This window comes from Peribacillus simplex, from assembly GCF_001578185.1.
GTDB classification, from domain to species: domain Bacteria; phylum Bacillota; class Bacilli; order Bacillales; family DSM-1321; genus Peribacillus; species Peribacillus simplex_A.
Map to the genome: position 1 here is coordinate 2,810,653 of NZ_CP011008.1, position 20,557 is coordinate 2,831,209.

At 37.8% G+C, this 20,557-nt stretch carries 23 protein-coding genes and 2 pseudogenes; 10 read left to right on the forward strand and 15 right to left on the reverse strand.

The features are described 5' to 3' along the window. Nucleotides 1-76: 76 nt before the first annotated feature. Both UP17_RS13040 and UP17_RS13045 read right to left on the reverse strand, forming a co-directional pair. A complete protein-coding gene (locus tag UP17_RS13040) occupies nt 77-718 on the reverse strand; it encodes an FMN-dependent NADH-azoreductase (RefSeq protein WP_061463396.1) in 642 nt (213 codons plus the stop codon). Between the two features lie 225 nt (nt 719-943). Next, nucleotides 944-1,678 carry a YqcI/YcgG family protein gene (locus UP17_RS13045; protein WP_061463397.1) on the reverse strand — a complete coding sequence of 245 codons (735 nt, stop codon included), beginning with the start codon at nt 1,676-1,678 and terminating at the stop codon, nt 944-946. Nucleotides 1,679-1,943: 265 nt separating this feature from the next. Between UP17_RS13045 and UP17_RS13050 the strand changes: the two genes are divergently transcribed. Then, the gene (locus UP17_RS13050; protein WP_061463398.1) at nt 1,944-2,198 is read left to right on the forward strand and encodes an alpha/beta-type small acid-soluble spore protein; all 255 of its coding nucleotides are present in this window, start codon (nt 1,944-1,946) and stop codon (nt 2,196-2,198) included. A 609-nt stretch (nt 2,199-2,807) separates the two neighbouring features. On the opposite strand, the gene UP17_RS13055 is transcribed toward UP17_RS13050, so the two are convergent. From UP17_RS13055 to UP17_RS13065, 3 genes are all read right to left on the reverse strand, one after another. Further along, complete coding sequence (locus UP17_RS13055; RefSeq protein ID WP_061463399.1) at nt 2,808-3,011, reverse strand: iron-containing alcohol dehydrogenase; 204 nt, start codon at nt 3,009-3,011, stop codon at nt 2,808-2,810. Nucleotides 3,012-3,183: 172 nt separating this feature from the next. Beyond that, on the reverse strand, nt 3,184-3,363 hold the full coding sequence (locus tag UP17_RS13060; RefSeq protein WP_061463400.1) for a hypothetical protein: 180 nt from the start codon (nt 3,361-3,363) through the stop codon (nt 3,184-3,186). 261 nt (nt 3,364-3,624) lie between these two features. Further along, entirely contained in the window at nt 3,625-4,512 is an 888-nt protein-coding gene (locus tag UP17_RS13065; RefSeq protein WP_061463401.1) for a R2-like ligand-binding oxidase, read from the reverse strand. A 138-nt stretch (nt 4,513-4,650) separates the two neighbouring features. On the opposite strand from UP17_RS13065, the gene UP17_RS28865 reads away from it, so the two are divergent. After that, entirely contained in the window at nt 4,651-5,337 is a 687-nt protein-coding gene (locus UP17_RS28865) for a response regulator transcription factor (RefSeq protein ID WP_061463402.1), read from the forward strand. A gap of 136 nt (nt 5,338-5,473) precedes the next feature. On the opposite strand, the pseudogene UP17_RS13075 reads toward UP17_RS28865, so the two are convergent. Together UP17_RS13075 and UP17_RS13080 are read right to left on the reverse strand one after the other, a co-directional pair. Beyond that, nucleotides 5,474-6,832: pseudogene (locus UP17_RS13075) on the reverse strand (IS1182 family transposase). A 316-nt stretch (nt 6,833-7,148) separates the two neighbouring features. After that, nucleotides 7,149-8,237 (reverse strand): branched-chain amino acid aminotransferase, encoded by a 1,089-nt coding sequence (locus UP17_RS13080; protein WP_061463403.1) that lies wholly within the window; start codon nt 8,235-8,237, stop codon nt 7,149-7,151. 693 nt (nt 8,238-8,930) lie between these two features. Here UP17_RS13080 and UP17_RS13085 point away from each other — a divergent pair. The 3 genes and pseudogenes from UP17_RS13085 to UP17_RS26580 all read left to right on the forward strand — a co-directional run. Beyond that, on the forward strand, nt 8,931-10,199 hold the full coding sequence (locus UP17_RS13085) for an L-lactate MFS transporter (RefSeq protein ID WP_061463404.1): 1,269 nt from the start codon (nt 8,931-8,933) through the stop codon (nt 10,197-10,199). 309 nt (nt 10,200-10,508) lie between these two features. After that, nucleotides 10,509-11,576 carry an AI-2E family transporter gene (locus UP17_RS13090; protein WP_061463405.1) on the forward strand — a complete coding sequence of 356 codons (1,068 nt, stop codon included), beginning with the start codon at nt 10,509-10,511 and terminating at the stop codon, nt 11,574-11,576. Between the two features lie 530 nt (nt 11,577-12,106). Continuing rightward, nucleotides 12,107-12,248: pseudogene (locus UP17_RS26580) on the forward strand (IS5/IS1182 family transposase); the annotation flags it as partial. A gap of 438 nt (nt 12,249-12,686) precedes the next feature. Here the strand turns inward: UP17_RS26580 and UP17_RS13095 are convergent. Next, nucleotides 12,687-13,139: a YueI family protein gene (locus tag UP17_RS13095; RefSeq protein WP_061463406.1), complete on the reverse strand. Its 453-nt coding sequence runs from the start codon at nt 13,137-13,139 to the stop codon at nt 12,687-12,689. A gap of 217 nt (nt 13,140-13,356) precedes the next feature. Here UP17_RS13095 and UP17_RS13100 point away from each other — a divergent pair, with 217 nt between their 5' ends. Then, nucleotides 13,357-14,103, forward strand: a complete 747-nt coding sequence (locus UP17_RS13100; protein WP_061463407.1) for a L,D-transpeptidase family protein — start codon at nt 13,357-13,359, stop codon at nt 14,101-14,103. A 399-nt stretch (nt 14,104-14,502) separates the two neighbouring features. Here UP17_RS13100 and UP17_RS29260 read toward each other — a convergent pair whose 3' ends face one another. From UP17_RS29260 to UP17_RS13125, 6 genes are all read right to left on the reverse strand, one after another. Then, on the reverse strand, nt 14,503-14,631 hold the full coding sequence (locus UP17_RS29260) for a hypothetical protein (protein WP_284149524.1): 129 nt from the start codon (nt 14,629-14,631) through the stop codon (nt 14,503-14,505). A 110-nt stretch (nt 14,632-14,741) separates the two neighbouring features. Then, on the reverse strand, nt 14,742-15,167 hold the full coding sequence (locus tag UP17_RS13105; protein WP_061463408.1) for a nucleoside 2-deoxyribosyltransferase: 426 nt from the start codon (nt 15,165-15,167) through the stop codon (nt 14,742-14,744). A gap of 393 nt (nt 15,168-15,560) precedes the next feature. After that, the gene (locus tag UP17_RS13110; RefSeq protein ID WP_061463409.1) at nt 15,561-15,881 is read right to left on the reverse strand and encodes a type II toxin-antitoxin system HicB family antitoxin; all 321 of its coding nucleotides are present in this window, start codon (nt 15,879-15,881) and stop codon (nt 15,561-15,563) included. A 109-nt stretch (nt 15,882-15,990) separates the two neighbouring features. Next, nucleotides 15,991-16,272, reverse strand: a complete 282-nt coding sequence (locus UP17_RS13115; protein WP_061466093.1) for a DUF4190 domain-containing protein — start codon at nt 16,270-16,272, stop codon at nt 15,991-15,993. 502 nt (nt 16,273-16,774) lie between these two features. Continuing rightward, nucleotides 16,775-17,185: a hypothetical protein gene (locus tag UP17_RS13120; protein WP_061463410.1), complete on the reverse strand. Its 411-nt coding sequence runs from the start codon at nt 17,183-17,185 to the stop codon at nt 16,775-16,777. Nucleotides 17,186-17,441: 256 nt separating this feature from the next. Beyond that, on the reverse strand, nt 17,442-18,344 hold the full coding sequence (locus UP17_RS13125) for an AEC family transporter (RefSeq protein ID WP_061463411.1): 903 nt from the start codon (nt 18,342-18,344) through the stop codon (nt 17,442-17,444). A 243-nt stretch (nt 18,345-18,587) separates the two neighbouring features. Here UP17_RS13125 and UP17_RS13130 point away from each other — a divergent pair, with 243 nt between their 5' ends. Further along, entirely contained in the window at nt 18,588-19,055 is a 468-nt protein-coding gene (locus tag UP17_RS13130) for a nucleoside deaminase (RefSeq protein ID WP_061463412.1), read from the forward strand. A gap of 160 nt (nt 19,056-19,215) precedes the next feature. Here UP17_RS13130 and UP17_RS28870 read toward each other — a convergent pair whose 3' ends face one another. After that, on the reverse strand, nt 19,216-19,422 hold the full coding sequence (locus UP17_RS28870; protein WP_250211666.1) for a hypothetical protein: 207 nt from the start codon (nt 19,420-19,422) through the stop codon (nt 19,216-19,218). Between UP17_RS28870 and UP17_RS29265 the strand changes: the two genes are divergently transcribed. The 3 genes from UP17_RS29265 to UP17_RS29275 all read left to right on the forward strand — a co-directional run bounded on the left by UP17_RS29265 (nt 19,411) and on the right by UP17_RS29275 (nt 20,506). Then, a complete protein-coding gene (locus tag UP17_RS29265) occupies nt 19,411-19,752 on the forward strand; it encodes an amidohydrolase family protein (protein ID WP_284149525.1) in 342 nt (113 codons plus the stop codon). The genes UP17_RS28870 and UP17_RS29265 overlap by 12 nt on opposite strands. Nucleotides 19,753-19,774: 22 nt before the next feature. After that, nucleotides 19,775-20,167, forward strand: a complete 393-nt coding sequence (locus UP17_RS29270; protein ID WP_284149526.1) for an amidohydrolase family protein — start codon at nt 19,775-19,777, stop codon at nt 20,165-20,167. Between the two features lie 96 nt (nt 20,168-20,263). Further along, nucleotides 20,264-20,506: an adenine deaminase C-terminal domain-containing protein gene (locus UP17_RS29275; RefSeq protein ID WP_284149527.1), complete on the forward strand. Its 243-nt coding sequence runs from the start codon at nt 20,264-20,266 to the stop codon at nt 20,504-20,506. The last annotated feature ends 51 nt before the right edge of the window (nt 20,507-20,557 follow it).

Below are 20,557 nucleotides of genomic sequence, written 5' to 3' on the forward strand. Positions count from 1 at the left end.
TATAATCGACTTTCAGAAAAATCTGCATAGAAAAACCAGTATGCTAAAAATACATACTGGTTTTCCTTTTTATCAATTAGAATTTTGCTGCAGTTTCAGCAACCTTTGCCAATCCTTCTGCAACGATATCCTGTGTACGGTCTGGATATTGATTATGTCCCTCGATAACAACTGTTTCCGGGTTCGTTATGCCCCATAATTTTAAATTCATCGTTACGTATTTCACTGCCATTTCAGCAGCTTCCATTCCAGGTAAAGCATAATCCGATCCGCGAGCATTAAGTACAGCCACTTTTTTCTCAGGAATAAGACCAACTGGGCCTTCAGCAGTGTATTTAAAAGTTGTACCCGCTTGGGCAAGATAAGAAATATATGTTACGAGTGGAGCTGGTACAGTTGCGTTCCATAGTGGGAAGGCAAATACCACTTTGTCGGCAGCAAGGAATTGATTCAAGTATTGTTGCACGATATCAGCAATCTCCACTTCTTCCTCAGTCAATTCCATACCTTGGCTGCGTTTATAAAGGGCAGTAATCGCTGTATTCCCATAGTATGGTAAGTTCAGTTTAAATAAGTCCAATTCAGTTACTTCATCGTTACTATTCGCTTCCTTGTATGTGTTCAAAAAAGCTTCATACATTTTCACGCTAATGGCTTGATCCGCTGGACGGTCATTTGATTTAACAAATAATACTTTAGACATTGTCAGTTCCCCCAATAGTTAATTTTTATATATTTGCCATGAAAAAATAGTACAGTTTCAAAATAAATATTCAATCCATATATCTCGAATTAACTGCAATTACTACATTCACATTATAAGACTGATAATCCAAGAAGGCAAGAAATATGTTTTTTATATTAAAATGGGCATTTCAGAAATTTTCTCTTGGTTTTTTTACAACCCTAAAGTCATAATAAACCGAGAGCAATTTGCCCTCGGTTAAGTTAACTCTTTATGATGGAAGGGACATTTCCCTTTTATCGGCTCTATATCATCCCCGATGAAAAATTGTTTCCATTCATTATGATCTACATCACCAAAATGACTGATATCAGGATGTTTAGGCAGGTTATCCCATTCCTCTACTCGTTCACGAACTTTTTCACGTGACATAATCCCGCCTTTTTCCGTTCCTTCTAATCCTTCAAAAATCATCCGGGGTTGAAATCCAAGAACAAGGCTATTTCCTAAATCACGGGTTTTTCGTTGTTTATAAGCAGGTGCATTGCCAAAGACGAAGATTGGTTCACCTGCAAAATGATAGTCCCATAAATAATGCTCGGGATCTTTCGGCTTTTTAATTGGCCAAGGTTTTTTATCCTCTTTATGTAGGTATTGCAGGATATCCCAAAACTTTTTTCGGTACAGTCCTATATCTCCCTCTATTTGTTCAGGCTCCATAAAGACAAACAGGCCATGCCTGATATATGGTGGTTCTTGAAATAAATCCAGAAAGCTTTCCACTGCTTTTGGAAGATTGGACCAATCTTCCTGTGTGATATAAGCATAACGAAGTTCCCCTTTATTTTCAGCTTTCATACCAAAATAACAAGGAAACGTTTTATCCGTCACTGTATTATGGAAAGTTTGATATTCTTTAATTAGCCATTGCGGCACTCGATCGGGATTTGTCATATCTTCTTTCGTTAACAAATTTGAATTAACAGTCAGCATCATTGTTCTCCTTAAATCGTTTTACTAAATGATACCCGCTATAAATAAACTAAAACATCTCTCGAACTGCCAATCACCACAATCAGGTACACCTCATGTAAATTCTTCTTTATTTAAGATTTGATAAGTGCCTCCCCGTTCCATTGTGATTCCAATTCCCACTCAAGAAATGTAATACCGGTTCAGCAAAAAAACAATTGACTCCGCATGATAATCATTTTCTTTCCTTTAGGTTAACCTAACAAAAAACAAGGAGTGATGTTTGATGGCAAGGAGAAAAAAAATTCTGGTAGCTGAAGCGCGAAAAGGACTCGATGATTTAAAAGCCAAAGTTGCTGGTACAAAGAATCCTGAAGAGGCCAAGTTTGAAGTAGCAAAAGATATTGGCGTACCGCTGAAAAAAGACTATAACGGTGAGCTGACATCCAAGCAGAATGGAAAAATAGGCGGAAAGTTAGGAGGCGGCATGGTCAAGGAACTTATAAAGATGGCACAGGAAAACTTAGGAAAAAAACATTAACCTTTCAATCCAAAATGTTACGCTCGCATCAGTAGACATATCATCGAAAACTGACAAAACGAATATTTTGGGACTTATCATGATGGAGGGCAGTTATTGCACTCGCAAAAAAGCTACCCTTCTTGGGCGGCTTTTTTTAAAAATTAATGATGGTCACGGGTAAAACTCTTGAAATTTCTGAGCTTATTAATTCCGACGACTTCGGATAGTTAGTGACAGCTGTATCCCTCAATATTACAGTCAGCATTCTCTCCATATGTGTCTGGCTAATTCCATATCACTGAAGTCAGAGGATGCCCAAGATCAAATAGGGAACCCGGAGCTTTTCTACCACTTTCGCTAAGATCCCTTTTGAATCTTCATCATGTATTTTCACTTTAAAGGCTTTGGCTCTCAATTCGTCTATGGCAGGTATTACTTAGGGAATTTACTCCATGACAACCGGTTATAACACCGCATTGGCCAAACCATTCGGAATACGTCATACCGCTCCATATGCCTTTATGAACCGGAATCGCATTTAGCGGACTTCAAAATGCAGTGATTCCCATCATGCTTCCACTTATCATTTCCATTCTTGCCTTAATCTTTTTCCATCCTTCACCGCTATCAGTAATTTTTTCCAATAACCCAAATCGCCTGAAATGCATGAGCAACAGTTATTGATGTCTTTGTAGGTGGAACGATCGCTTCAATTGCACTTGACGATGCATCTGTACCAGTAAACGCCGTAATATCAGGCGGAAGGCCGACTGTTAACTCGGGATTTAGAATGGCCACATCCGAACTTACGAAAACATTGCATTTATTCATTTAACTTTTTTTATGCTCATTATATATGACTGTTATTAGGGATACTTCCGAACCGGTGCCTGCTGTTGTGGCCATGGGGTGCCCATATGTGGGGCTTTTGGAAAACCCTCATACAGATAACCTCCTGATATCGCATCATTTATATCCGTAATCCCTTTAAATAATCCCAATTTCAATGCGGTATCAATGACACTCCGCCAATAGCATGTATGGCATTGGCATTCACTTCGTGTGCATATTTCACGCATTCACTTGCTGCATCTTGTGTAACATCGAGAAACTGCCCAACTATTTCAGCTTTGGTGCCTAAAGACTGCTCAAAAATTTCGGAACTTTTTAACGACACCTGCATTATCCAAACCCACATCACTCACGAGAATAATCCTATGGGCCCCATGACCATTGACTAGGTCCGGAATGATTGAACGAGTATTGGGACCACTGTAAATCTAAGGCATTAACCAGAAACTAGGATTTCCATTCACCATAGATAAATTTGTCTTTATTTACGATTAAGATTTTTCAATTCAAGCTTCCAGGTTCCTGGTATTCATTGTGGAATCCTTCTTTAGCATCCAAAATCAGAAATGCAGCATAGTAACCTGTATCTGCTTCACAAAACCCCATATTCCTTTACGTTACTTTGATAGATTTCTTCAATGCCCTTTCCTTTTGCCCTTGCCAAGATCTCCATCCGTACTGATAATTGTTTCATGGTAAAATCGAAAACAGCTTGTTTGTCATTACCAAATGGATTGCCTAACCGATCATATCCCTCTGTATTTAACGCGATTGCCAATGGTGAAAGTTCCTCCATCCTCTTTTCAACTTGTTTAAAGATATGTGGATGTTCACTGATGATTCTCTGTAGCAGGAAAGTCCCATAAGCAATATGGCGTGATTCATCTTTTTTCAAAAGACCCACACCCTTTAATAAACCAGGCATCATTTTATTAGCTTCGAGAGTCTGATAGAACCCGAAATATCCAGTTTCTGCAAGAACGCCCTCTGTAAACATATTATAAACAGTGGCCGCTTCTGCCAATGCTTCAGGGGATTGGTCTGATAAAAGTTTCCCCATCGCTTCCGGCAATATTTCATAAAAAATGGATTTATAAATGTCTGAGTGATAAACCGACAAATCACCCTTTTCACCAACTTGATCTAATGCATGTCGAAAGAACTCCATATGCTTCGCTTCCTCGAATAAAAATGTCGTTAAATACATTTCTTCCTCGATTCTACCTTCTTTGGCTATCGTCATAATGAGGGGGAGCAAATCCAAAGTCACGGCTTCTTCTCCGCCCTGAAAAAGGGAGATGATCCGTAATAATACTTCCCTTTCATTATCAGTAAATGACTTCCAATCTTCTTTATCTTGGCTGAAATCAATGTCACGGGGATTCCATATACCGAATTTCTTTGCCTTTTGATAAAGTTTAAATGGTAGGGTATCTTCTCTAAAACTCCGGCTGGTGGTCGTTAAATTCTTTCTTTTCATGTAAATGCCTCCTTGAAATATGATCTGAAAACTTCTGAATCCATAAGGAATTATTTAATTTGTAAGAGTTTTCATTATATTGTAAGATATTACTAGCATTTAGCCTAGCACTGAAAATGTAGGGAGGAATAAAGTCGAATGCTTGAGGAAACCCTGATGAATCATGTAAAAAAGATTTCCCAACAAAAGGATATGGCAAATAAATCACAAATGATTGTAAAGGGCTGTGTGAATTTTTTTTCTTTTCAACGTGCATCTTTATTCAGTTACTCATGTTTAACAGGAGTGGGTGAAGGAATATGCGCATGTACTGGTGAAGATACTTTTTCATTACATAATATTAAAGAAAACATTCATGATATATACCCTATCCACCAAGCTGTCATCCATAACAAACCCATATACTTAACCATTCAACATGCGCAATCCTCCATTCCTGCAAAATACGTTAAAAAATTTTCCATCTCATCATTGGCAATCATACCGATAATTGTAAATGACATGGTCATCGGTTTTGTTTTGGTTGACCCCATTCAGGCAAACGAGCCAGTTACCAAGAATGATTTAATGAAGCTGTCCCATTATTTGAAACTGGCTGTCAGTTCAACATTGGATTCGGCTCCTCCCACTTACCTTCTAAGTAAACGTGAAACGGAGGTCCTTCAATATTTAGCCAATGGTTTAGGATTAAAGCAAATGGCATCAAAAATGAGCGTTAGTGAATTTACTGTCAGAGATCATATTTCTTCTGCAATCAGGAAATTAGGAGTGAATCACCGGACTGAGGCCGTGGCTGTTGCAATAAGGCACAAAATGATTATGTGAAAACAAAAAAACCTTCAAAGAAGGTTTCAGTTTGTCGACAAAAGGGGTTCGGAATGTATTAATTCCGAACCCCTTTTGATATTTTCTTGGAATTTTGCTCAAGATTAAGAGCTTGGGTCTCTACGAGCCCACTATGTTAGGCCATTTTTGGACCTTGCCATGTCCAATTGGCCATCTTCTTTACATTCATGGCAGCGAAAGTAAGCATCGCCTGCATCTACAATTTTTTAAGTCCCCTTAAAGTAGTCCAACGCATACCATGCTTTTCTTTTGCATCTGCGAATACACGCTCAATCGTTTCCTTGCGTTTCGCATAGATAGGTTTTACATCTTGATGATGACGCAGGTGATCTGCTTCTTCCATATTTTCTTGCCAGATATGGCGCGTCACCATTTTTTGATGGTCTTTGCTTTCTGTACACTGTGATAAAAATGAACATGTCTTACAAATGTGTTTGGGAGATTTGTACTCACGATATCCCTCTTTATTTGTTGTTGAGTACTTTAAAATCTCGCCCGATGGGCAAAGGTAACAGTCAAAATGTTCATCGTAAACATACTCATGTTTGCGGAAGAATCCTTCTTTTGTTCGAGGCCGTGTATAGGGTAAAGCCGGTGTGATTTCTTTGTCAAAGAGGTAGCTTGTAATGGCTGGTGTTTTATAAGCTGCATCTGCGGCAACAGCTTCAGGCTTTCCAACTTTCTCAATCACTTGTTCAACCAGTGGCTCTAACATATGGCTATCATGCGTATTTCCAGGTGTTACAATCGACCCTAGCACAAAACCATTGCGGTCTGCAGCCGTGTGAAATGAATAGGCAAACTGTTTTGTCCGTTCATCTTTCACATAGTAACCACTCTCAGGATCTGTTGTACTTTCTTTAATCTCTTTGGTTTCTTCCTTATAAAATTTATCTGGTGGAAAAGGTTTCTTTCTATGGTTTTCACGATCTTGATTTATTTCTTCTTGAAGGCGTTCTTGATACGCTCGTGTTTCCTTGCGAACGACTTTCTTTGCGAACTTTCGCTTATTTGCACTGGCTTTCACATGAGTGGAATCAACGAATACATGTTCAGCACTTATTAACTTTCTTTCGGAAGCTGTCATTAAGATGCGATAGAAAATCTGTTCAAACAGGTCAGTATCTTTAAATCGTCGCTCGTAATTTTTCCCGAACGTTGAGAAGTGAGGCACTTTATCATGGAAACCGTAACCTAAAAACCAACGGTAAGCCATATTCGTTTCAACTTCTTCAATTGTTTTACGCATCGAACGAATACCGAAGGTATATTGAATGAATGTCAATTTAACTAAAATAACTGGATCAATACTTGGGCGCCCTATCTCTGAATACATATCTTTCACCAAGTCATAAATGAAAGTGAAGTCAATGGCCGCCTCAATTTTACGAACCAAATGGTTCGCTGGCACTAGTTGATCCAAAGTAATCATTTCAAGTTGATCTCGCTGAATAGAATTATGTTTCGAAAGCATCGTCATCACCTCAAGTTTTAATACTCCTATTTTAAAACAAAAAAGACTGTAGCGAAAAGCGGTTATATCTAATTGTTAAAACAAAGTTGATTGGAACGGAAGGCGCGAGACTCCTGCGGGAAAAGCGCGTCCAAGGGAGACCCCACAGGCGCAAAGGCGCCGAGGAGGCTCCCGGACCGCCCGCGGAAAGCGAGTGCCTGGAGTGGAAATCAACGTTCGAATTTTTAAAACCCTCAAAAAAACTGTAGACAAACTCGATTTTCATCGAGTTTGTCTACAGTCTGAAACCTTCAAAGAAGGTTTTTTTGTTTAAGTATCATTGAGTCACTTTTTCTTCAACTTTCGCAGTCCAATTTAACTCGTCTGAAATTTTACCTGTTTGGACACCTGTCAGTGTATCATAAAGCTTTTTAGATAGTTCCCCAGTTTCCCCGCTTTGAACGATCATTTCTTCACCATTCCATAAAAATTCACCAATTGGCGATATAACCGCGGCTGTACCCGTTCCGAAGGCCTCTTCCAGATGACCTGATTTATATGCTTCTTTGACTTCCTCCATGGAAATACGTCTTTCCGTCACGGGAAGATTCCAATGTTTAAGCAATTCTATAATGGAATCACGGGTAATACCCGGAAGGATACTTCCATTTAAAGCAGGAGTGATAATTTCACCATTAATTTTGAAGAAAACATTCATGCTTCCAACTTCTTCAATATATTTTTTCTCTACCCCGTCTAACCAAAGAACTTGGGCATAACCCATCTTTTCGGATACTTCCTGGGCTTTAAGGCTCGATGCATAATTCCCGCCCGTTTTAGCTTCTCCTGTACCACCATTAACTGCACGTGTGAAAGCTGACTCCACGGCTATTTTAACTGGATGAATGCCTTCTTTATAATAAGAACCTACAGGTGACATGATGATGATGAACTGATATTTTTCTGATGGAGAAACTCCAAGGTAAGGCTCAGTAGCTATTATGAATGGCCTGATATATAAGGATGTACCTTCTGCCTGAGGAACCCAATCCTTATCAACGCTAATTAAAGTTTTTAAGGCCTTCAATGCAAAATCAACGTCGATATCCGGTATGCACAATCGGCTATTTGAACTATTTAAGCGTTGGAAATTCTTTTCCGGACGGAATAAGATTATTTCATCTTCTGGTGTTGCATATGCTTTTAATCCTTCAAAAACAGATTGACCATAGTGGAAAATCATAGCTGACGGCTCTAGTGCGAGCGGTTGATAAGGAACAATTCTTGGATCATGCCACCCTTGCCCTTGTGTGTAATCCATAATAAACATATGATCGGTAAACTGCTTACCGAACTCAAGCTGGTCCGCCTGTGGTTTTTCTTTCTTTGTTGTACTAAGCGTGATTTGCATGTCATGTTCCTTCATTACCAAAACCCCTTGTTGAATAAATTTACAAGATTTCACTTCCATAAAATCTATCTTTAATTAGTTTACTCCTATCAGGAATCATAGTTCAAGCCTTTTGACCAAATTTTCGGAATTTTTTAAAATAAACGAGTTAGACTTCCTACTATGATTCCTGAAAAAAGAACCGGTTATTCCTAAAACTTCTCAATAAATATCAAAACCGGTTGTTCGTTCAGGTTTCTTGAATTCCTGAATATTAGGGTTAATTTTAACAAATTATCAACAATAATGCCAATGCGAATTTTGTATTTCTTTCAACATGGAACAGGCAGTAATCCGCTTGTCGTTTCCACTCCTTTAAAATGGAATGACTGAATAAAAAGATGTGTAGCGGATTCCTTATGAGCTACCGCATCCGAACCGATACTCAACTTAATACTTATATGTATATTAACAAGGAACATATAAGGAATGAAACACTTTCTATACCATTTCATAAAGTGGGATCATGAATGGTTTTTTAGATATATTTCCAATTTCAATCCATTATGGTACATAGATACAAATTTGTCGTTAAATTCAATTTAGTAGTTTACTACTAAAAAATAATCTTATATACTTATCCCCAAGATAGATAAAACGCATGCAAATCAAAATATTATAGATAAAACGCATGGTACTTTATTATTTTTGACGAAAAGGGGTAACAACATGACAAAAAACAGGTGGTTAATCGCTTTATCCGCTATCGCTATTCACCTTTCCATTGGCGGTGCATACGCATATAGCGTATACAAAAAACCTTTGGTTGAGACTATGGGGTGGTCAGAAACTGAAGTCACGTTAGCATTCACAATAATGATGGCGCTTGCAGGAACTTCTGCAGCCTTCTTTGGGAAATTTGTAGAAAAAAATGGTCCAAGAAAATCAGCTTTGGTCGCGGCTTTATTATTCGGTTTAGGACAAGCTGGTTCCGGGTTGGCTGTAATGGTCGATTCACTACCACTTTACCTATTGACATATGGGGTTTTAAGTGGTCTTGGTATGGGGATCGGGTACATTTCACCAGTATCCACTTTAGTTAAATGGTTCCCTGATCGCAGGGGATTGGCGACAGGAATGGCAGTATTAGGTTTCGGTGCCGGTGCCCTCATAACAGCCCCAGTAGCTGCAAGCCTTATGGAATCCGTTGGCATTTATACAACTTATTATATTTTAGGCGCAGGCTATTTCATCCTAATGTTCTTAGGTGCAACCTATATTGCACCTCCAAAGGCTAACTGGCTACCTGAAGGAATGATGAGAGATATTGAGTCCGGTAAAAAAGAATTGAAGAAAGACCTAAGGCAATTAACTGCAAAAGAAGCGGTTAAAACTAAACACTTCTGGATGTTATGGTCAATGAAATTAATTAATACAAGTGCGGGTATCATGATGATTTCGGTAGCTTCACCTATGGCTCAAGACGTTGTTGGGCTTTCTGTGGCAGGTGCTGCAACATTAGTCGGTATTATGGGAATCTTTAATGGCGGAGGTAGACTTGGCTGGGCAGCGGCCTCTGATTATATAGGCCGTCCAAATGTCTTCGTCATTTTCTTCATCATACAAATTGGAGCGTTCCTTTTACTTCCAACTACTACAAATACACTATTGTTCCAAGGACTCATCTTGTTAGTCGTTAGTTGTTATGGGGGAGGATTTTCAAATCTACCTGCATTTGCCGGGGATTTATTTGGAACCAAGGAAATTGGGGCCATTCACGGGTATCTTTTAACTACATGGTCTCTAGGCGGAGTTTGCGGACCAATGTTGGTTACTGCGATTAGGGAAAGTACGAACAGTTATATCCCGGTATTCTACGTTTTCGCCGTATTAATTGCGATAGCATTCGCCATCTCTATCTGGTTGCGTTTGGACATTAAAAAAATGCAAAGAAGACAGAAACAAGGATTAACGAATACATTAAGTAAAATATCCTAATTTATAACAAGTATCTTATGACCTGGAAAAAAGGCATTTCTCAAGTAAACTTCCGAAAACGGTGGTTAACTTTGATGATGCCTTTTTTTAGTTTTTTGAACTTTATCCAATAAATATAAGTCTTCACAAGCATCTGGATAGACTCCCCTTTCCTACCTTGGCGCCCGTCAAAAATATGGGAACTTCAAAAGTAAAAGAAATTCGAATTCCAGCCCTGTTACTGGTCATAGGAAACTGAACAAGTTATATAGTTTAACATGAAGCCAAATAAGGGAATCAAGTAAGAGATGGAATTAGGGGGGGATTGTTTTGTGGATCAATAAACCGTTTTTTAAATATGCAAGCGGAATAATTTTGATCATTTTAATTATATTTTTACTAGGTAAGATTGATTATGTTTTGCTCCCGCTACAAAAAATCATTGCAGCTATATTCTTCCCTATTATAGTGGCTGGGCTTTTATACTACATATTACGGCCAGTCGTTAACTTTTTAACTGAATATATCCCTAGGACTTTTAGCATCTCCATCGTCTTTTTGATTATATTCAGCATGATTGGGATGGTAAGTTACTTTGGAAGTCCTGTAATTGTGGACCAATTTCAAAAATTATCTGAAAACCTCCCAAGCAAAGTCAAGGAATTCTCTAAAGAATCCGAAGAGATAATTGAAAAAAATGACTTTGGCATGGTTAATATGGAAGATCTGAAAGTAAAAGCGGTTACACATTTAAAAGATTACTCGGAAAAACTCTTAGGGAATGTCCATACTATTTTCTCCACGATCACTAGTGTATTGACCGTTTTGGTCATTACACCATTCATTTTATTTTATTTCTTGAAAGATGGAGATAAACTAAGACCATTTCTATTAAAATTTATTCCGAACGACGTAGAATCAGAGGGGAACACGATTTTAAAAGACGTTGATAGAGCTCTATCAATTTATATTATCGGACAATTCATCGTATCAATCGTCATTGGGACTTTGATGTATATTGGCTACCTTATTATCGGTCTCGATTATGCACTCGTATTAGCCCTATTCGCCATGATTTTTACTGTTGTACCATTCCTTGGTCCATTTATAAGCATCATCCCTGCTCTTTTCATCGCCTTACAGCAAGACATTGGATTGGCAGTGAAAGTGCTCATTGTACTTACAGTCGTTCAACAGGTCGAAGGGCATTTGGTTACACCGAATATTATGGGAAAACGGCTCAACATTCACCCACTGACGATTATTTTATTGCTGCTTGCTGCAGGATCAATATATGGTTTCATTGGCATTTTAATAGCTATCCCCACTTATTCCGTAGTAAAAACGATTATAGGAAACTTCAGGAAGTTTTATAGGTTACGAAAAAGGATCACATAATCAGGAATGGTTGTCTCCCCCTTATCCACCAATTTAAGGGGACCTATCCTAGAACTGCACCCCAATTGTTAATCACCATCTAACAATTGGAGGTTTTTTATGACCAATTCTTCATTAAGATAAATGTAATAGCTGTTTTTCCATAAAAGCAAAGGATTCTTTTTCAACGGTTGCCACTGAAATATATTGTTAATCTAATACTTAATAAAGAATTGGGAGGCTCAATTTAAAGAACATGGCAATGTTAGTTTGGTGTCTAACATTTTCGGGGCAGTTCACTTTTGCCTGCGGTCTTTTTTGTTTTAAAATAGAAGGATTAAAACTTGAGGTGATAAGGATGCTTTCTAAACATGATTCTATTCAGCGAGATCAACTTGAAATGATTACTAGCGAACCATTTGGCTCGTAAAATGGAGGTCGCCATTGTTTTGGGGACAATTGTACACCTGGAAATACGCATGATAGTCACATCTTAGAGCCACTTGTTGGACAAGTAATTGAAAAAGTTGGGAAACCAGAAGCTGTTGCAAGCAGATGCAAAAGAAAAGCATGGTCTGCGTTGGACTACTTTAAGGGGACTTAAAAATTGTCGATCAGGCGATGCTCACTTTCCCTGCAATGAAAGTAAAGAAGATGGCCAATTGGTCCTGGCAAGGTGTAAAAATGGCCTAACAGCTCGTAGAGACCCAATTCCATAAAAATTGAGAAAAATTCAAAGGGAATTTCAAAAGGGGTTCGGAATGTTTTAATTCCGAACCCCTTTTGTCTACAAACTGCCTTATCCGATTTTTTTTGTTTTCAATAGGTGTAATGAGTATGGATCGAGATTGCCAATTTTAAAAATTAAGTGCCTGATTTCAGAAAAGAATAGTGTCCGGCCGCAAGAAAAAGCAAAAGTAGTTTACGGGCTAAGGGAAGATATTTAGTTAGGCAGCATGAACCCGATAATCTCGGGCCCATGCCTTAAAATTTCAGCTTGATTCGTTGATGATTGCAGGAATGTATATAATCTTCTAGCTCTTGTCTAAAAAATGCACAATGCTCTCGAATTCCTGTAAATAAAGTAATTCAGATATTAAACATCTGTGACTCATTTTTAGGCTTTGTTCTTCAGTGTTTGTTTAATATTTTTTTAATCCACCGTTTGAAAAACGCTTTGACGCTTTTCTTTTTTATTACTTGAATGGCTTGATTTTTCTTCTCAATATAAATTACTTCATTGTTTATGGCGTTATTTTCTGCTAGTACTAGACCCAAAACGGAGTTATGGTCTTTGTTGAGAACAATTTTGTAAGGAATATTATGACTTATTGCCAATTTAATATATTTCCCTAGATATTGATAGTCCATCTGACCATTTAAAAACAAATTTGAACGGGGATGCCGCTTCATCATTTGCTCAATCTCCGGATATACATTCATTTCAAAGACTTGGCTTTTTTTTAGGACGATGACGACTCGCTCTCGTAATGTACCCAGGAATTCCCTTCGTTCGCCAGGCTTGATTTCTTTTGGACCGTAGATTCCTTGCTCTAGATAGTCCTCCACTTTTAGGCGTGACAATTCTTTCCCACCTCCGGTTTCACTTCAATAATGTATGAAAAATGGCCAAAAATAGTGCCCATCTCCTTTGGAATGCTAAATGTAAAAAGTGGTTGGGGTTAACTTTCCCCTTTTGTAGTCTACCCTTCCTTAAAAAAATTGTCACCCTAGCTTCGCTTCATGCATAGGATAGTATATGTGTGAATGTAGGTTGCTTAAAAGAGGGACGGGGAAAAACATGAAAAAATTAATTGTATTTGTATTGATATTCGCCTTTAGTTTTGTTGCGTTCAGCAATACTTCAGGTGCAGCGGCAAGACAACTGATCATCATCAATAAAGCCAATAACCAGCTAGCCTATTATGAAAATGATAAATTGGTGAAGGTGTTCATCGTGGCGACAGGAAAAAAAGCCTCCTATACTCCTGAAGGAAAGTTCAAGGTCGTGACAAAGATTGTGAATCGTCCCTATTATAAAGGCAACATAAAAGGAGGAGACCCAAAAAACCCTCTGGGGAAACGATGGCTGGGGATAAATGCACGGAATACACCAGGTAATACGTACGCAATACACGGCAATAATGATTCTAAAAGCATTGGCAAATATATAAGTGCCGGTTGTATTCGCATGTATAACGATGATGTTCAATGGCTGTACGATAAAGTGGGAATGAACACTGTTGTCTTAATTGCCAGTTCGAATAAATCATTTGCTTCCATAGCTGCTACGAATGGATATAAGGTAAGCGGATCTAAAAGCCTACCTGTACAGAATACCTACATTTTCCTGAAGAAAGGAAGTAGTGGCCCCCAAGTAATTGAGCTACAAAAAAGATTAACGAAACTTGGATACAGCACTAAAGGAATTGATGGGGGATTTGGAAAAAATACCGAAATGGCTGTAAAGAAATTTCAAAAGGCTAAAAATCTTACATCTGATGGGGTCGTCGGACCACAAACAAAAAAAGCACTTGGACTTAAATAATTACTATTACTGATATCCCCTGATTAGAGGATATTTTTTTTTGTCTAAACTGTAACAAACCATACATTATTACCCATATTGTCTGTAATTTCCCACCACCACTTATTGGCTTTATGTTATAATTTTTACATAAACAGCTAATCATAATCGCACTGCATTACATATAAGGAGGGAATACAAATGTACGATGAACTTCTCATATTATCCATTAAGTCAATTTTTGTTATCGGCACCATCGCAATGTTTGTGATTTTAGGATTCGTAAAAGGACGCAAGTTTTAAATTACCCAATTCTTTAAAATATCCTTATTGCCTGATTACTTGTATTATGTTCATACTGGTAATCAGGTTAATTTCACTCAGAAAAAAAAAGCATATCCTCACTGGGCATGCTTTGCTTTACCAATTCCAGTAATCCGTTTTATCTAAAAGTTGATCAATATCAAATGTATCAATAAGGATTGGAACTGATTCTTCTGCAATCTCTTCAGTCGCTAGCAATAATTGGTCGATATCAATAATGGCCAAAATAGTCCTCTCCCTTTTTTAATGGTCTTTACCCTCATTTTTAATACATTAAACAGTTCGTTCAAAAGATATTTTATTAGAGGGTAGCCCTTTAATTTTACATTTGACAATTATTTAAGGTGCAGTGAACCATTTTTTTCAGATCCTTCCGGAGAAAGCGTATGTATCAATTTAACCAGTTTATAAAATGTTCCACTGCAGATGGTTACCTCGGGCAGATTATGAAAAATTGATTTTTTATTAATATGATAATTGTCTTTCTCAGGTGAATACAAAATAATTTTCTTATTTAAAGATAAAGCATATCCAAGCTCATAAAGATTGCCTTTACCTGCAGTTAGGAAGATCAGCATGAAATCAGCTTCCTCAATCCCCCTTTTTTCATATTCTCCAATACCTTCAGCAATTTGGTTATTCTCATCATCCTCAATTAAATTCCAGTCATTCACACATGTAAATCCTTTTGAAGTCAATTTCTTGATCAATGACCTTACTTGCTTCAAATTTTTTTCGTCTGATGCTATATAATATTTCACTCATACACCTCCAAAATATTTAACTATTGATACTTTTTACCTATATTAACTATACTATACATATTCGTTATAAAGAACGCAATATCCTTTCCCTAAAAATTAAAAATAATTAAATGACACCGTTTCAATCAAAGAAATTTGAAGCGAAAAAAACCATCATTCCTTTACAGATAATGATGGTTTTTCGTTAAAAAAATTAAATTCCGGAGCTAACCTTACAAAAAGGATTATGTACTTATGTAAAAAAAATTGATGATTTAGGGCTATTAGAATCCACCGATCCATTTTGTATAGATTTTCATTCTTATAAACTGATATTCCGGGTGATAAAGTATGATTAACCCTTCAAGAAATCCAAAATAAAAACCTTGTCCTCTACCCGGCAAGGTTTTTTTATTTTTCATATGTGATATTTTCTATTTCAATCCTGAAGGGTGCAGCCTCACATATATTAATTCCCCTATCTAGATTTACCTTTTCCAAATCACTTGCATCCGGTATTGTTTTTTTATCATGAATAAAATGTTCGACCATGGATTCCAATAATTCTTGAGCGCAAGCTAAGGCATCTACCCGATTCCTACCGCTAACGGTAGAAATAATTCCTTCTCGCCTAAAATCCGGGAAACAAACTTGAACGGAAAAAGAGTCGATAATCAATGGGTGTTTTTCATAATAGAATACGGCTGGATACTCAAATATTTGAATGGTCAAAATATCATCCCTTCATACAATATATAGCATTTTAGTTAATTATAACATGAAATTCTATTAAAAATAGATTTACTTACTTTTTCTTTGTTTGTCAAGATTATTTTTACATTCAATAGGTTGTTATGTCCGTATCTACTACGAAACAAAAAAACACCAGAAAAATCAAAATCACGATAACATTAAGGATTATTCCAATAATGCTGCACACTTTACCAGCTGTCACTAAACCATTTCCGGATTCACCAGTAAGATTAATTTCTTGTTTACTCTTAGATGCAAATATTAAACCTAGAATACCCAATATGATGCCGATGAATGGAATAAGCAGGGACAATACCCCCATGATTAATGATACAATCGCTTTGCTGTTGGTTGGTTTAATTTCCGACATAAATTCCACCTTCTTTCTTCCCCTTATATATACGGTTATTAAAAGCAAAAGATTCATATTTTTGTATTCACCATCTCTAAGATTCCTTGCTACCCTCCCGGTAAATTCCATACCCTTGGTCGGATCCTTACATTTATACCAGTTGATTTCAGAAATCCGTCCCCTTTTCGCCAACTGTCTGACAAGGCACCTCGCCGAAAGCGTCTGTGAGGCCTCCGCCAGCCAGTTATTCGGCAGGAGTTTCGCGAATTTCGTCAATTTAATGAGATTTTCATAAAACAGGGAAAAACCATAAAGTATAAACTAGTCCTAATTAAAGGTTCGGGATCAGACCTAGCCTACAGTTTTTTCTTAAAACGTTCCAGTTGATGGGAACGGAAGGTAGAAGACTCCCCCTGCAGGAAAGCGTGTCCAAGGGTGACCCACAGGCGCAAAGAACGCCGAGGGCCGTAAGCATATCGAGCTTTAAATGAAAAAAAGACAGCAATCGCTGTCTTTTTCGTCAATCCTTTATCGCATCTTCAAATGGCGCTGAAAATAAACCACTTGGCGCCAACATATCCGTATCCGATTCACGGCTTTCCCCAACTACAATATATGAACCAGCTGGAAAAAAATCAAACATATCACTTTCCTTATGTATGATCAAGAAATATTCATATAAATCATCCATAAGTTCCTGATGTTCGTCTAATTTCATGATTTCTCCACATTCATCGATTTCAAAGTTTTCATTAATTGCATCTTGGAGTTCTTCATTATTTGAATACGCGATATAAAAATCCACATCTCCACACTCCATGCATAGCAGGAGTTTTTCTTCTAGTGCTTCTTCATAGGATTTCTGAACGACCGCTTTTAAAATGGCATCAATCCTTTCAGGATTAGTTAGTTTAATTTTAGTCTTGAACACAAAATCCCTCCCCAATTAAATACAATGCCATTGAAAATTATATGACAGTTGAATGAAAAATAAAAAAAGTAAGCTCATACTTAGAGTACTAATAATCGAAAATCGGTACCTGTCCGTTTCCTATTAAATCCAAATACCATAGTTCGTTCCTTTTCCAGGGCACCGGTTCCCTTTGTAGTTTCCTCCCTTATTATAACTTGATAGGAATCCTCCGCGCATATATTAATTTTGCCCGTATATTTAGAATGATAATCTTCTATAATACAAAGAAAAAGATGATCGGAAGCGTAATCAAGCTTAATGAAGTACTAATGAACGTAGCACTTGATACGAATTCAGGCTCTGTATTGAATTGGAGTGCATACATCGTAGTGTTGGCCGCCGTTGGCATGGCAGCTACGATGATCATGATATGCCTGACCATATCATCCACTGGTAAGGCAAGTGATAACAGGAAAGCAATGGCTGGGGAAACAGCAAGTTTAAGAAGCAGTGAAACTGATAGTTTTCGGTAAGCAATATTTTTCAGTGAAATGTTGGCAAGCTGCATCCCGAGTGTAATCATGATTGTCGGAATCGCTGCATTTGCAACTAGGTGAATAGCTTCCAAAACCGAATTGCTTAAAGGAATGTTCACTAACTGAAAAACCGCACCTGCAATAGCCCCATACACAATAGGCATCCTACATACTGCTTTAAGCGCTGTTTGAACCCCGTTTCCTTCCGGGCTGCCCTTCGCAGCGAAATAAATGCCAATAGTACACATGACTAACTGTTGACCCACCATCAGGATAATTGCATAATCAAGGCCTGCCGCTCCGAATAGCAGGAAAATGACAGGTGTTCCATAATTCCCGTTATTCATGAATGCGGACGCCAAAATCATTCCGCTTGTTTCAGTGACTGTATACTTACGGAAGAACGATATAATATAGACTAGCAAGACGAGAGAAAGGCAGAGCACTATCGTGAATAAGAACAGGTAAAAATAATTAATCGAAAATTCTGCTGAATAAAAGGTTCGAAACACAAGAAAAGGTGACATTAAATATAATGCCATCGTGGAAATGGATTTTGTATCAAGTTTAAACTTTTTCTGACCGACGAACCCTAAAACAAAAATACCGAATATCGGTAAAAGAACACCCAAAAACCCCATAATATCACCTTCATAATCCTAATGATTTTATTCTAACAATATCAGTTTTATAATTTTTTGTAAAAAATTCTTTCATACCGCTCCTGATTGAAATGTTATATATTCTCGTTAAGTAATTAATTTCCTTTATTTTCAGAAAATTCACTTCGGTTTTCGTCTTCAAATGGTATATTTTTATAGTATTCACGTTAAAAGAAGTAACATTAAGCTTTTGGCTTATTAAATATGAAGGGGTGTTTTTTAATGGATGTAAAATTCATGGAGATGGCTGTTCGACTTGCATATGAAAATGTATTGGCAAAGAACGGAGGACCTTTTGGTGCAATAATCGTAAAAGATGGCACAGTTGTAGGAAGAGGATGTAATAATGTCACAACAGTCAACGATCCAACAGCTCACGCCGAAGTACAGGCGATTCGTGATGCATGCAGGCACCTCAACAGCTTTCAGCTTACAGATTGTGAAATATACACTAGCTGTGAACCTTGCCCAATGTGCATTGGTGCCATTTATTGGGCACGTCCAAAAGCCATTTATTACGCATGTACGAAAGAAGACGCTGCACACATCGGCTTTGATGATCACTTTATCTATCAGGAACTTGGCCTGCCAATGGAAAAGCGCATAATTAAAATGGAACAAATGTCTTTTAATAACCACGATTTACCATTCCGAACATGGGAGACCTATATTGAAAAAGTGAAATATTAATCGGTTATATTTTTGCCAAAGGGGTTTCAGAATAGATGTCGCCGCAGGGAAAACGCCTGCAGATTGCGTCATTAAAAACGGTCAGATAATAGTTGTAAATGGTGATGCCCTAAACAGGCGACATAGCTATCGTCGATGGTTTTTTCGCTATCATCGGGAGTTATGAGCGTCTTTCAGAAATCGATGCTGCCGGAAGATTCGTCTCTCCTACATTCATTGATGGCCATGTCCATATTGAATCTCCGATGGTCAGGCATTCTGAACTCTCAAACATTCCCCTTTTTCGTGGTGTTACCTGCATCGTTACAGATCCCCTTGAAATAGCCAATGTTTCTGGTAAAAAGGCATTCAATTTATGATTGAACAATCCGAGCATCTTCCTTTTGACTTCTACTTCATGATGCCATATTGTGTACCTGCGACGGCGTTTGAACATTTTCGTGCTGCCTTAAGAAGTGAAGATTTAATTTCATTTTACCAAAACAAGAAAGTGATTGGTTTAGCCGAAGTGATGGCTTTCCCGGACGTTTCACATGCGGAGGAGGATATGCTGCAAAAATTATACGATTCAAATAGACTAGGCAAAAGCATTGATTGCCACTTAGCTGGATTATCCGAACAACAGCTCGATGTTTATATGAGTGCCGGCATTAAAACGGATCATGAATGCACTGCATCGGAGGAGGCAAAAGAATGACTGCGAAAGCGAATGTATCTTTATGATCAGGGAAGGCACCGTTGCCAAAGACTTAATAAACCTGGTTCCAGCAATTAATGAGAAGAAATCCCGCCGTTGTTTATTCGTCACCGATGATCGGCACCTGGATGATATTGTATCTAAGGGGAGTATCGACCACAATGTTCGAATATCCTTAGAAACAGGTGTCCAGCCTATTACCGCCATTCAAATGGCGACCATAAATGCAGCAGAATGCTTTGGTTTAACGGAACATGATGTCATAGCACCTGGATTCAAGGCAGACTTCCTTCTATTAGATGATCTTGATTCAGTCATCATCCACTCGGTCTTTAAAGAGGGAAGCTTATGGTGCAAAATAATCGTTTACTTAACTTTCCAGCTGAAAAGGAACAGGCTATTGACGACGAGTTGAAGCACTCCGTTCAATTTCATGAAATAACGGAAGATGATTTGACGATACCTTTTAAAAATAAGCTTCCTTCTATTAATATTTAAAACTACAAACAGTTTGATTACAAAGCATTCGATTGAACCGGTTAGGGTTAATCATGGTCTATTCCAGTTCCCTGAACAAGTTGATCATATAAAACTGGCTGTAATTGAACGGCATCATTTGACCAACCAATTAGGTCTTGGGATCGTTAAAGGGCTCGGATTGAAATCAGGCGCAATTGCCATGACAGTAGCCCATAATTCACATAATTTAATCATTGCCGGCACGAATGACCAAGATATGCTAATGGCCGCATAGGAAATCAAAAAGACTCAGGGTGGATTGGCCGTAATTCAAAAAGAGAAAATA

Excerpts from the sequence above, each read along its gene's own strand:
- UP17_RS13045 (WP_061463397.1), bottom strand. The coding sequence starts at position 1,678 with ATGCTGACTGTTAATTCAAATTTGTTAACGAAAGAAGATATGACAAAT.
- UP17_RS13050 (WP_061463398.1), top strand. The coding sequence starts at position 1,944 with ATGGCAAGGAGAAAAAAAATTCTGGTAGCTGAAGCGCGAAAAGGACTC.
- UP17_RS13055 (WP_061463399.1), bottom strand. The coding sequence starts at position 3,011 with ATGAATAAATGCAATGTTTTCGTAAGTTCGGATGTGGCCATTCTAAAT.
- UP17_RS13060 (WP_061463400.1), bottom strand. The coding sequence starts at position 3,363 with ATGCAGGTGTCGTTAAAAAGTTCCGAAATTTTTGAGCAGTCTTTAGGC.
- UP17_RS13065 (WP_061463401.1), bottom strand. The coding sequence starts at position 4,512 with ATGAAAAGAAAGAATTTAACGACCACCAGCCGGAGTTTTAGAGAAGAT.
- UP17_RS28865 (WP_061463402.1), top strand. The coding sequence starts at position 4,651 with ATGCTTGAGGAAACCCTGATGAATCATGTAAAAAAGATTTCCCAACAA.
- UP17_RS13080 (WP_061463403.1), bottom strand. The coding sequence starts at position 8,237 with ATGAAGGAACATGACATGCAAATCACGCTTAGTACAACAAAGAAAGAA.
- UP17_RS13085 (WP_061463404.1), top strand. The coding sequence starts at position 8,931 with ATGACAAAAAACAGGTGGTTAATCGCTTTATCCGCTATCGCTATTCAC.
- UP17_RS13100 (WP_061463407.1), top strand. The coding sequence starts at position 13,357 with ATGAAAAAATTAATTGTATTTGTATTGATATTCGCCTTTAGTTTTGTT.
- UP17_RS13115 (WP_061466093.1), bottom strand. The coding sequence starts at position 16,272 with ATGTCGGAAATTAAACCAACCAACAGCAAAGCGATTGTATCATTAATC.
- UP17_RS13125 (WP_061463411.1), bottom strand. The coding sequence starts at position 18,344 with ATGGGGTTTTTGGGTGTTCTTTTACCGATATTCGGTATTTTTGTTTTA.
- UP17_RS13130 (WP_061463412.1), top strand. The coding sequence starts at position 18,588 with ATGGATGTAAAATTCATGGAGATGGCTGTTCGACTTGCATATGAAAAT.
- UP17_RS29265 (WP_284149525.1), top strand. The coding sequence starts at position 19,411 with ATGATTGAACAATCCGAGCATCTTCCTTTTGACTTCTACTTCATGATG.
- UP17_RS29270 (WP_284149526.1), top strand. The coding sequence starts at position 19,775 with ATGATCAGGGAAGGCACCGTTGCCAAAGACTTAATAAACCTGGTTCCA.